This is a genomic window from Weissella minor (assembly GCF_001437425.1).
GTDB lineage: Bacteria > Bacillota > Bacilli > Lactobacillales > Lactobacillaceae > Weissella > Weissella minor.
This window is the reverse complement of the sequence record NZ_JQCD01000031.1, coordinates 301,400-314,706: the sequence shown is the minus strand read 5'-3', so window position 1 is coordinate 314,706 and position 13,307 is coordinate 301,400. Positions and strand designations below refer to the sequence as shown.

At 40.8% G+C, this 13,307-nt stretch carries 6 protein-coding genes; all 6 read right to left on the bottom strand.

What is annotated here, in order from left to right:
• On the bottom strand, nt 1–6,911 hold a 6,911-nt coding region (locus tag IV67_RS09090; protein ID WP_057789113.1), incomplete at its 3' end, for a KxYKxGKxW signal peptide domain-containing protein.
• A gap of 127 nt (nt 6,912–7,038) precedes the next feature.
• Nucleotides 7,039–7,890 (bottom strand): hypothetical protein, encoded by an 852-nt coding sequence (locus IV67_RS09085; RefSeq protein WP_057789112.1) that lies wholly within the window; start codon nt 7,888–7,890, stop codon nt 7,039–7,041.
• A complete protein-coding gene (locus IV67_RS09080) occupies nt 7,880–9,334 on the bottom strand; it encodes a glycosyltransferase (RefSeq protein ID WP_057789111.1) in 1,455 nt (484 codons plus the stop codon). The genes IV67_RS09085 and IV67_RS09080 overlap by 11 nt, the downstream gene beginning before the upstream one ends.
• A gap of 15 nt (nt 9,335–9,349) precedes the next feature.
• Nucleotides 9,350–10,129 carry an accessory Sec system protein Asp3 gene (gene asp3 / locus IV67_RS09075; RefSeq protein WP_057789110.1) on the bottom strand — a complete coding sequence of 260 codons (780 nt, stop codon included), beginning with the start codon at nt 10,127–10,129 and terminating at the stop codon, nt 9,350–9,352.
• Nucleotides 10,130–10,131: 2 nt separating this feature from the next.
• Nucleotides 10,132–11,715: an accessory Sec system protein Asp2 gene (asp2, locus tag IV67_RS09070; protein ID WP_057789109.1), complete on the bottom strand. Its 1,584-nt coding sequence runs from the start codon at nt 11,713–11,715 to the stop codon at nt 10,132–10,134.
• Nucleotides 11,705–13,306 carry an accessory Sec system protein Asp1 gene (gene asp1, locus IV67_RS09065; protein WP_057789108.1) on the bottom strand — a complete coding sequence of 534 codons (1,602 nt, stop codon included), beginning with the start codon at nt 13,304–13,306 and terminating at the stop codon, nt 11,705–11,707. The genes asp2 and asp1 overlap by 11 nt, the downstream gene beginning before the upstream one ends.
• Nucleotide 13,307: the final 1 nt, after the last annotated feature.

Here is a 13,307-nt window from a genome sequence, read left to right as displayed (position 1 = left end):
TCCTTCGCTGATTGCTTGGCATCTTCTAACGCTTGATTATTGTTTGGTTGCTTCTGATTATTCAAATCAGTCGCGTCCTTCACAATTTGGTCAATTGCATCCGTTGATGTCGCTGAATCAACGCGTTGCTTGAAGTCGTTCTTTTCAGCATCGCTCAAGTTTGGCAACTTATCAATTGCTTCCTTTGCACGATCGCGTGCTTGACTCAATGCCTCATCATTTGATTGCTCATTTTCTTGAGAAACAGAAACACTTGTTGAAGTTGATACTGAACCACTTACAGAAGCTGATACAGATGTACTCAATGACTCCTTCAAGCTAGTTGAATCATTTAATGACGTTTCCAAACTAATTGAATCGTTCAATGAGTTCTCCAAGCTAGTTGAGTCGTTCAATGAGCTCTCCAAACTAGTTGAAGCAGACTTTGATTGTTCATTTGACGCATTAGTTGAGTCTTGTGCAATTGTCGATTCACTATTCGCTGATGCGACACGGCTCGTTGATGCTGAGTTAGATGCGGCTAATGATGCATCGATTGAATCTACCAATGATTGTGATGTTGCGTTTGATGCATCAGCCACACTCTTAGAAACAGAGGTTGAAGCATCTTGCGAGGCAATCTTTGAGTTTTGAGCTGATTCACTCGCTTCGCTTGCACTTTCTTGATCCTCAGAGGCAATGTTGGCTGATTGTGAATCACGTGTTGAAACGCTATCTGAAGCTGAAGCGCTCTCTGAACTAATTTGATTGCTTAATGAATCGGCTAAGCTCTTTGAGGTAATTGCACTTGCTTCAGCTGAGGCTGAGGCTTGATGTGAAAGTGATTCATTCTCAAGACTTGTTGCTTCAGATGTACTCTTTGAAGCTGAATCTGACAATGAACTTGATGTTGATGCTTTCGCAGAATTTGAGGCATCTGTTTGACTACGTTCAATTGAGTCAGAAAGACTCTTTGACGCATTCGTTGAATCAAGCGTTGATTGTTCTGCGCTTTCCGCCGGCGTTGTTGCTGACTTTGATCCTTGACGTGAGGCTTCAGCTGATTCTGAAGCCGCTGACTCTGATGCATTCAAACTGTTCTCAAGGGAAATTGAATCCGCCTCTGACAAAGCGACTGAATCACTGACTGAATTCTGTAGAGATTCATTAAGCACAGAATCACTCACACTGTGTGCCGTTGAATCGTCTAATGAATTCTGAATTGAGTTCAAAGTCGACGTTGATGCATCATTTGCGCTATCAACTAATGACGTTGACGTTGAAATTGAAGCCTCGATACTCAATGAATCTTCGGTACTTAATGACGCGCTCAACGAATTAGCAACACTCATTGATCGGCTGGCCGCTTCAGAATCCTTGACGGCCTCTGACTTTGAGCTACTTTGTGAATCTGCTGTTGATTGCGCAGCTGACTCTGATGCATCTGACAATGAGTTTGCCAAAGTAGTTGAAGCAGACTTCGATTGTGCATTTGATTCATCGGTTGAATCTTGTGCCATTGTTGATTCGCTATTCGCTGATGCAACACGGCTCGTTGAAGCAGACTTTGATGCAGCTAATGATGCATCGATTGAATCGACCATCGATTGTGACGTTACGTTTGATGCATCGGCCACACTCTTAGAAACAGAGGTTGAAGCATCTTGCGATGCGCTCTTTGAGTTTTGAGCTGACTCACTCGCTTCATTAGCACTTGCTTGGTCTTCAGGCGCAACGGTTGTTGATTGTGAATCACGCGTTGAAACGCTATCTGAAGCTGAGGCACTCTCTGAACTAATTTGATTGCTTAATGAATCAGCTAAACTCTTTGAGGTAATTGCACTTGCTTCAGCTGAGGCTGAGGCTTGATGTGAAAGTGACTCATTCTCAAGACTTGTTGCTTCAGATGTACTCTTTGAAGCTGAATCTGACAATGAGCTTGATGTTGATGCTTTCGCAGAATTTGAGGCATCTGTTTGACTACGTTCAATTGAGTCAGAAAGACTCTTTGACGCATTCGTTGAATCAAGCGTTGATTGTTCTGCGCTTTCCGCCGGCGTTGTTGCTGACTTTGATCCTTGACGTGAGGCTTCAGCTGATTCTGAAGCCGCTGACTCTGATGCATTCAAACTGTTCTCAAGGGAAATTGAATCCGCCTCTGACAAAGCGACTGAATCACTGACTGAATTCTGTAGAGATTCATTAAGCACAGAATCACTCACACTGTGTGCCGTTGAGTCATCTAATGAATCCTGGATTGAGTTCAATGCCGACGTTGACGCATCATCTGCACTGTCTACAAGTGATGCTGATTTCGATGCTGAATCTACCATTGAGTCAGACTCTGAATCAATCAATGATTGTGAGGTAGACATACTTTCAACAATCTCATTTGAACGTTCATTCAATGAATCCAAAATTGATTGCTCTGTTGACAATGATAACTCAGTTGAAAGTGACTTAGCCGCATCTTCAGAATCTAAAATACTTTGTGATGTTTCCAATGATTCAGACAAAGAATTTGATGCCGACTTAGAAACCGTTTGTGATGCTTCAATTGAGTTTTTAACTGAGTCTTGCAATGACTCTAGTTCTGCACTGTCACTAGCTTGTTTAGACAATGATGCTTCTTCAGAATTGGATACCAAAATCGATGTTGATTGTGAGCGTGAATTAATCAATGAATTATCCAACGCTTCTTGTGATTGTGATGCTTTTTCTGATAGAATCCGTGATTCTTCAGCGTCTTGTGATTTCTCACTGTCATCATCAGCTACGTCTTTTGAACGTGACGCAGATTCTGAATCTGATGTTGAAGCTGAAGCTGAGTCGGAAGCAATCGATGCAGATAGCGACATACTTGAACTCGTTGATCCAAGCATACTATTCTCCATTGAAAGCGAAGCAGACGCACTCTTTGAGGCATCAGCATCTTCTTGCAAACGAGAAATTGAATTTGACATACTTGTCAATTCTGACAAACTTGCTGATGCTTTCGCACTCAATGAGTCTTGTGAGATGCGTTCAAAGACCGATTCGGAAGCGCTCTTTGAAGCACGATCTGAAGCGATTGTTGAATTTGATGCCGATTGACTCAATGAAGCATCGTCAGGTCCAGGTGTTGCTGAACGTGAATCACGCATTGATTGGTCAATTGACTTTGAAGCACTAATTGATGCTTCTGAATTCTTAAAGTCATTCTCAGCACTCTTTGAAGCTAATGCACTTGCAGAGTCTGAAGTTGATGCCTGAACACTCAATGAAACGTTATCCAAACTCTTTGATTCGAGATTTGATTTCGATGCGCTTGTTGAAACTGAATCAAATGTTGATGCAGCTGCACTAAGTGATTCGTTTGAAACGCTTGTATCAATTGAATGACTCTTACTTGTTGATTCAATTTGTGATACTAGCTTAGATTGGCTCGCACTCTCTGATGGATTTGTTGCTGATGGCAACGCTGATACAGAGTCTACTAATGAATCAAACACACTGTCCTCAAAATCAAAACGACTCTTTGAATCAGAAGTTGACGCCTCAACTGACATTGACTTTGAAGCAGCTGCACTCTCTGACAAAGTACTTGCGCTTTGCTCATCTTCTAACATCTTTGAACGTGAATCCGCCTCAGATTGTTCCTTAGAAGCGGATGCACTATCTGATGCCAATGACACACTATCTGTCTTTGAAAGTGCTTCATAATGTGGCAAATATTTATCGATCATCGAACCAGATGTTGAAACTGAATTTGCTTCAGAAACAAGACGCAAGCTGTTACTTGTTGCATCAATAATTGAATTTGAAACAGAACGAGCTGCTTCAACTGTTTGCTCAAATGCTTCGTAAACAGCTGATGCTGAACGTGACAAAGATTCTGTTATCGCTGGTTGTTGTGCCTCAGAAAGACTCTTTGAGTCTGCGGCTGATTGACTCAAAATAACAGAGATTGATGCTGATGCGACTTCATCAACATGATCTGGCAATGGGAAGACTCTGTTCTCAGTCACCGCTTTTGAAGCACTTGCTTTCAATGAAGCATCCGTTGTAGATAATGATTTAGATAGTGACTGTGAATTTGAAGCACTATCATACCAGACGCTGTTACTTAGACTTTCAGCAACTGAATCAAGTGTTGATTGTTTAATTGACTCTGATGTTGAAACTGAATTACCAACTGATGTTGCCAATGAACCACTCGCTGACGTACGTAACGAATTATTCATTGATACGTTGGTTGAGATACTCATTGAATTTGACGCATCAAATGTTGATTGACTATCTGCTACTGATGCATCATGCGCTGATCGACTATCTGCTACCGACGCATCATACGCTGATTGACTATTTGAAACTGACGCATCAAATGTTGATTGACTATTTGAAATTGACGCATTCAAATCAGATTGACTATCAACCTTAGATTGGTCCTCGTTTGACCGGCTATCTTCAGCTGACTTAATTGAAGTTGAACGACTATTACCAGTTGATAACATTGAATCAGATGTGCTCTTAGACAATGACGTTTGCTCACTAGCATCAGATTGTGACTGTTGCGCAGCGTACGACGCAGAAATTGAGTTTTCGTTATGCAACGAAATACTTTGAGAAGCAGCCGCAGAAATTACATCATCAATTGCTGCCTTTGAAGTAGAAACTGAGGCAGATTGTAACTTTGATAGATCCATTGATGCTGACAATGATTCTGACACAGCTGTATCAAATCTTGGGATAACACCATGTGTTGCCACCTTACTTGCACTATCAGTCGCACTTTTATCTGCAGTTGAGAGACTTCTGTTAGTTGACTTAGAGTCATCTTGACTTAATGAATTAGCCCGGCTATAGCTCGTTGAGATTGAATTGGCATTATCTTGTGATACCTTATCTTGTGAATTCTTTTGGGCATCATAGGCCGTGCTTGCACTACGTGAAGCATTACGGATTGATGTGCTTGCTGAGTTTTCCGCTGCAAGCAATGACGTACTTGCACTACGTGATGCCGTACGAGTTGACGTACTTGCACTTGCGAATGCTGCACTGTAGGACGTACTTGCTGAAGTTGAATCAGCAATTGCTTGAGACGTAGCTGATCTTGAAGCACGTGAAGCAGATGTACTTGCTGATTTTGATGCAGCTGTTTCAGAAGATTTCGCATCTTTAACCGCATGACTATCCGCTACACTATTCGATGTATTATCTTTAACGGTTTGTGAATCCAAAATTGACGCACTCTTTGATAAGCTTGGCCATAAATTATTGGCATCATTGGCCCAATTTGACACACTAATCGAATGTGATTTTGATGTTTCGGTTGATTCTACCAAACTCGTAGAAATAGATGACTTTAATGAATCTTGGGTTGCTGAAAAACTATTGAGTGAATCTTGACCATATGATTCACCGTTCTTTTCCATACTATAACTTGCTTCCATACTGTCTGAAATTGAGGCATCTTGTGAGTCCATTAAACTCATAGAAGCTGATGTAGACATTGAAGCGAAATCTTTCACCACTTGCACGCCTTGAACATCAGAATACTCATAGTTATTTCCGGTTCCAAGGGTTGCTTCATAAGCACCAACAAGTCCTTGAATTGCAGTTGTTCCAATTGCACCCATTTCAGCAGTTGCCGCATCAGCGACAGATTGGAGCAAGCCAGACGTATTGACGCCAGCTTGGAAGAATACGGTATCACCTTCGGCAAATCCAGCATCGGCTGGATTGAACGGAATACTAATCACCGCATCAGTTTGAGTTGTCTGCATGGCTTGGCGTGAACCTGGAACTTCAGTCCAAGCACCAGCGCCATTATTTGCTTTAGGATCCCAGTAGTACAAAACACCATCCATTTTTCCAAAGGCACTTAAGAAACCTTTAGAAACGGTGACATTAATTGTTCCACTCGCACTATCATAAATAACCGCATTAGAAGAAAGGATATCACTAACATCTGTTGACAATCCAAGATCAGACAAACTTCTGCCACCTAAGCCAACTAACAACTTATTCATCGCATCCAAGAACATGTTGGCTTGACCACCCTCAATTCCAGATTCACGATCTGATTGGTGCCCTGGTACTTCTGTTTTCGCAGCATTACCCGTCGCCGCCAGACGCACCTTTGGCGTAGCGGCATTTGTAACTGTCTTAGCCTTTGAAAGTGATGTTGAGACTGAAGCCGTCAAACTATCTGACGCACTCTTTGATGCTTGCATTGAACCATCTTGAACAGCCACTGAAACAGAGTCATTGACTGAATCACTGGCTGAGATTGATGATTGTGTACTTTCACTCACATTACTGCGATCACTCGTTTGAGTTGAGTCACTGGCTGATTCAGATGTAACAGCGGCATCCTTTGCTGAGCTAGTTACCTGCTTTGCATCAGAATCTTTTGCTTGTGACGCAGCATCTTTTGTTTCACTTGAATCACTTGTTTGTGATGCATCAGACTCGCTTGTTTGTGAGACTGATTCTGTTGAAGGAAGGTCATTCGACTTTGCCGATGCTGAACTGACTGCATTTGCGTCTTTATCTTCATCGTTAGCTGTCGATTGTGACGTTTCGCTAATTGAATCAGTATTTGCTTCAGCAAGGACTGACGCACTCATTGATGCTGAAACACTCACGGATTCAGAATCACTAAGTGTGGTTGTGGCATCCTGTGTTTCATCTGTTTCCAAGTCATTAACAGCCGGAATCGTTGTCGAATCCGTATTTGCTAAGACCGATTTATCATCTAACATTAATGTTTTTGAACTATTTTCATCGGCAAACACACCTGTGCCACCCATGAAAAAGCCACCTACAACACCACTAATAGTTGCTGTTCCCGACACCAACCATTGTTTTCCTGACTTAAACATCCGGTAACGAACTTTTTTATTATTATCAAAAATTTCGGACCGGCGATTTGGATTAAATCTGCTCATATTCCCAATCTCCTTTACAATCCGTTAAAAAAGCGCTTTCATTTTAACGTTTTTAAAACAACATACATAAATTTCCCATACATATACAATCACACCATACACCTATTAATCCAAAAAAGCCATATTTTTAAGCTTTCATCGATACACGATCCAATGGCATCCCTGCTAGTCTAAGGGCTTCATACTGCTCTGCATCAACCTTTACTTCAGCAACATACGGTATCTTTCCTTCCAAAATAAGCGCTAAGTTCCCACGCACAACGCCTGAATCATCAAGGACCGATTCTACAACTTCCAATACATTATGTGATTTTGTATCTTTTAAAGCAGACATTTCAATTCCCATATATTGGAAGGTGACCGTATCATCTTCCGTCAACATTTCCGCTAGTTGGTCACTAAAGTACTCATTCAAATTCGCATAATCCTTAATAACCTTATGTGTCTTCGGATCTTCAATCGTAACGAAATTAATCACGCCATCATAAAAGAAATAACGAACCACCGCTTGACCATTTGAATTGTAGAAAACAATTTCTTGCAACACATTATCAGCATAGAACAAATTACTATAAAGGGTGCCATCAAACGCATATTCCTCAATATAGTCTAAAGTCCCATCTGGGTTGTTATAACGAATATCTTGAACTGCTCGACGTGTATTTGGAAATAGATATTCACGCGCAATCACATCACCGTTATCCACAATCAAAATGCTACCATCTTGATTCATTTCAACTTTTGCCCAGGTTGGCACAGGGACATCATTGAAAAAACGGTACTGGTCTTTGACATATTCACGCTTTGTTACATAATCTAGAATATTCAGCCCTTTAATACCTTCTTCTTGAATCAAACCAAAGAAACGTGGTGCTGCGGTTAACGTTAATACCGTACGATCTTCAGCTAACACGTGTTGCTTAATGCCGTCCCAAGCTTCTGTGCCCACAATTAAGTTATTTAATAAATCATAATGCATTGAGTAATTCCTCCCACTTTGCAGCTGTGACATGATCCTGAAAGTCCTCAACTGAGGTCTGCGTATTTTGCTTCAGTTGTCCATAATCTGCATCTAACAAGCGTTCTAACCCTAGGACAATTTGCGCAATATTAAAGCTTTCGTCTTCACGCTTTAAGGGTTGTAAGAAACCGTTAAAGCCATCTTGAACTAATTCTTGAGCACCAAAACGCGCATCAAAAGTGACAACCGGTAACGCTGCATTCAGCGCTTCGATGTATGTTAAACCAAAACCTTCTGAAAATGACGTTGAGATAAAGGCATCATAGTCTGGATAAATATTATCCAAGTCATTTGAAAGTCCCTTCATCGTTATATATGATTCAGCATTGGCATCTTTAATGACTTGTTCAATCTCAGCCTTCTTTTCACCTTGACCGTAAATATCAAAAACAACATCAACACCACGTTCTTCATGTAATTTTGCCACGGCTTTAACTGCAATGTCGACATGCTTTTCAGCAGCTAATCTTGAAGCCGTAATGAATCTGATGGGCGTATGCATATCTACCGCTGCATCGACTGAAGCACTCTGATCACGCACACCTCCGACCGGGATGGCCACAACCTTGTTTCCTGCATCCGGAAAATCAACCAAAATATCTTCACGTTGACGTTTAGTTGCCGTAACCACGGCATCTACGGCGTCCATGTGTTCTAGCATGTATTCATAATGATCATTCCACAAAGGATACTTTGGATCATCTCGATTAGCGAGTTGATCCGCGTGCACAATGTATACAATTTTTGAATTAGGAATGCGATCACGCATGAGCACATCATCCGCAAATTCACCACGATCAATAATAAAGGTACTTTGATGACCGAAAGCCGCATCCAATTTTTCAAAAAAGAAGCGATGTAACCCATTCAAGCTACGGAAAAACATATGTTCACCATCTTGATTAAACAAATGAATATTGCGCACAACCGCCTTAAGATGCGGATCATCGATGACTTCATACATCACCTTCCGTTCACCAGTATCTTCATTGAATAACTCAACTCGGTAACGTGAAACTTGCAAAATTTCATTTTCTGGATCGTGTTTATCTGGACCTTTTACCATATGTTCGACGAAACGAATGCCTGCGTCCGTGACATTTTCACGCTTACGATGCGTATTTGTTCGATCGACGACAAGCTCACTTTCACCAGCTGGTCGACGATGTTTAAGACCCGTTTTTAAATAATCATCGCCTAATACTAAGTATTCCCATAAATTCAATACCTGCTCATCTTGCAAATTCCAATGCGCCATCGCTTTGTGCAATTCTGGTACAAAATTTAAAAAGATATAGCGATAGGGCAAGCCAGCTTGATCAAGCCGTTTAGCTCGATAAAATTGCGCATGCTCAACACCAGAATTTCCAATTCCCATTGCTTGATTAATAAAAAAGTTCATACTTACTCCCACTTTCTAACGTATTGTTGTGTGCCAAGCCTGTTTAAATTGCTGGACGACCTCTGCCGTTCCCAATCCAATTCCAGTGACTTCTAATTGCGTTGTGTGATTCCAATCTACTTTAAGTTCATCTAATAACATCTGTACAAATGGACCGATTTCGTCAGCATCCATTCTGTCCATTTCAATCGTATACGTTACCGGCGTGGCTGGATTCACATAGACTGTATCGATTGGCTGATACTGATGTTTAAAAACAACACTGACTTGATTATATGGTTTGTGACTCTGCTTACGATTAAAACGAATCATGCGTCCCGCATGGGTCCAATCAAATTCATATGCGGCGTACAAATCAGTTTCAAACAACATCAATGTCCTAAATTCAACCTGTTCATTGTTAAACTTCACTAGGCTAATTTTGTAGTCTGCTGCTGCCTCTGGAAAGACGAAGTCTAACACCTGCTCTGCACCGAAAGAATGATTCAAAAGTTGCCCATCATAATCGAAAAATTCAATACTAATGCCGACAGATTGTACCGGCGTCACATCCATATCTAAAATCAGATGATAACGGACACCTGGCTTTAAAATTGGCAATACACTATTTGGACGTGTTCCAGTATCAGTAGCAAGTTGAACATCAGTCGAAGCCCAGGTATACAATGGTCGTCCTGAAGGTTGCAAACTATTTTGATATTGAACAGTCATTGGTTTTGGATATGCAATCTGTGAACCAAAACTATACGCGTTCACTGAAATATTATCCCATGTAAAAACATACACTGGTTCCATGCTTAATTGCCCCATTCCCGTCCGTATTTCTCTAGTTGTTTGCGATACTGCAGTTGAAACCATGCCACAACGTCTGCGGTATTGTCATTGTGTCGTCCTTCAAAGCCTCGTGCCAAGATCTTAGCATTTGGATAATGGGCTTTCACCGATTTTTGAACATCATAGAAAGCCTGATCATCATAATCATCTTGTTCCATGTAAGCCAAAGCTAACGTTGTCTTAGAAAAGTCGCCTTGTTCAAAAACCCGCCAAAAACGTTCATTTAAACGCTTACTTGCCGCGTCCGACAAGTCACCTTCATAGTATAACTGAATATCTTCAATTGTATTAAAATCATCCGGCCGTTTTACCCGACCATTTTGAGCAATATCACCCAAATTCGTTAAGGGCTTTCCAACAATAATCGCTTGCGGTGTAAGCTGTGAACCATAGTACATCGCACCAAAAGTCCCCATCGACATGCCCGAAAGAATAACATCATGCGCGTCAAAATTAAGGTCCTGTAATTTTTCCTGAATCAAAGCGACAATTGCCTGTTCAAAGCTGGCATCCCCCATATAAAAGGCGCCACCTTTCAAACGTTGATCTGCAATTAAAATGTAAGGCGCACCCATCGATTGCATCATTCGATTACCTTCGTAACCTTCCTTCGTACGCCAACCAGAAAAGTAGACATTTAAAGGTGGTTTCAAATCACCGGCGTCAAAATAATAGATGACATCATCATGCAATTTCTGACTGATGATTCGGCCATCATTGGGCATTAAATTACCATACGGACCACGTGAACGTCGCATGTGGAAATTTCCCACGCGAACGCGACCACGACCTCGCGCATATAACATTGCCTGGACATTATAGCCATTTAATTCATCTCCAACTAAATCAATGCCCTTTACAATATCAAGCCCTGTCTTTTCGACACTCTCGATAATTTGGTGTGTCCTTAAATCAATTTTGTTCACTTTTAATTTGAGTTCAACGTCTACATCAACCAGATCATAATCGACCAAAAGCCGATCACTAATAAACGGCGGAATATAGTTTGAATTATCGGCTCCTGAATCTGGATATGCTAATAAGTTCCAATCTGGCCAATCAATCGTAAATTCTGTATAAACCTTTCCAAATTGCTTAATTGCTTGGGGTGATACATGGCCAACCTGTAGGTTCAATGCATTCGATCGGTAACCATCCGACCCGATAAAACAGTAGTACCGAATATCTCGTGCCAAAGCTGGTCCATCGGTAATATCGAAAGCAAATGCACCGCGTAAATCAAGCAATTGTTGCATCTCAACTGAAACAGCACTATTTATTTGATAAAAAATTTGATTCGCTGGCAATTTGCCAATCAACTCTAAGTCATTATGCGCAAGCAATGTGGCATCGATAATAAAAATAGCATTTTCATATTGCTTTGCTAAGACGTCTGCTTCAATCAATGCTTGGTCTGCTTCAATCAACATGGCGAGATTAGCCGTTGCTGCATCACACCAAATCGGCTCAAAGCCATCTCCTAAAACGTCTTCAGGCATTTGAATGGGTTGAGCCGTTATACTCACAATTGGAACTTTATTTGCCATAATTAAATAACGCCTCCCATGCATGGATTAAACTTGTTTCTGAATGCAATTGAATTTGCTTAACATTCTCAATCAGTGCCCTATTCCAATGCTGCAAACTATTCACAAAGTACGTAATCATCTGTGGTAATTCATCAACATCAGTTAATGTAAATCCATTAATCTCTGGTTTAATAAAATCACTTGTCCCAAATGCAATTTGCGGAATTCCTGTGCTTAAAGCAACAATTTGTAACCGCTCATCCGGTACAGGGTTTAAATCAATAAATAGTCTAGCCCCTTGAACTAATGCTTGTTGTGCATCACTTGATAGCGCCGACTCAAATTCAAAGCGCTCTCGGGCTTGATAAGCATTAATGATTTGTTGTTGTTTGGCTTCTGAAATAGGCTCTCGCTGATCACGACCATATTGTTCGTCTAAAAAGTCCATCACGTCAGCTTTACTAGCCTGAGGTGCTAAATTCCGTGTCTTTTCAAATTCTTGGAAATCAGAGTCTGTAAAATAGACCCCATATTCCTGCTGAATACGTTCATATACCCATAACTTAAATTGGACATGCGCTTTTTCAGTTGCATTAACCAACACTTGAAAATGCAAATCGTCATCATCAAACAGTTGCTCACACAATGCATTAGCTAATCTTTTCGCTACTTGCTGATCCAATGCACCATAACGAATAACCACATTACTTTGTGCTTGTTCACTACTTGTTCCAAGCATTAACTGACTAGGGTACGCCGAAATCACATGGCTATGTTCAGGTAATTGTTGAAATTGGGTCAAATATTGTTGCTTAGCCGCTTCCGTTCCAAACACAATATAACGATTCTGCAAAGATGTTGGTGCTGCGACAATTGGTTCTGAAACTTCACCTGGCATCAACACAATCATTTGTGTTACTGCTGGTGTCAATGTCTTAAATAGATTTTTAAAATGAGGTACTGCTTGTTCCATTAACAAAATCGGCATAGTCCCTGAAAAATGGGTCAACATTTTTTCTAAGACGACCGCTTGTAAATCATCATATTGGCTGTGCTTAAAATTTTGTTCAAAAGCGGACATGATTGTAATTGCACCAGATGCCAACATTGTCATCACGATTTGACCACTCGGATCAAGCCAACTTTTTTTCATTTGTTGGCCAGACGCATTTAACCACAAACGCGTGCTAACAAACCCACGATCATCATACACATCACGAATACAATTTCTTTTGGCATCAAAATAATCGATTTCACTAACAATCGTATTTTTCTCCAATTTAACATGCTTTACTAATTGACCCTGTCGATAAAAATACGCATCATTCGGATTAATAAAAGGCTCGGTTTGTTCAGGGACCACCACATTATTTAATGTTAGTGGCGTTCCTGCTTTGAAATTAACCGATTGAATCTCATCAAATACACTCCACCAACGTACAAAAGGAACCCGTCCTGCATGCAATTGGAGACGCAAATTTGGAAATTCATAGGCAAACACTAATTCTGTTTCATAGCCATTGGCTTCAAAGATTCGATTCACCGCTAGGCCTGTGCTCAAAGTAACTCGCTCAGTTTGAGCATTAAAACTTGGCATTATTGTAATCATC

Coding starts and splice junctions, on each gene's coding strand:
- asp1 (WP_057789108.1), bottom strand. CDS start 13,306: ATGATTACAATAATGCCAAGTTTTAATGCTCAAACTGAGCGAGTTACT.
- IV67_RS09085 (WP_057789112.1), bottom strand. CDS start 7,890: ATGCATTATGATTTATTAAATAACTTAATTGTGGGCACAGAAGCTTGG.
- asp2 (WP_057789109.1), bottom strand. CDS start 11,715: ATGGCAAATAAAGTTCCAATTGTGAGTATAACGGCTCAACCCATTCAA.
- asp3 (WP_057789110.1), bottom strand. CDS start 10,129: ATGGAACCAGTGTATGTTTTTACATGGGATAATATTTCAGTGAACGCG.
- IV67_RS09080 (WP_057789111.1), bottom strand. CDS start 9,334: ATGAACTTTTTTATTAATCAAGCAATGGGAATTGGAAATTCTGGTGTT.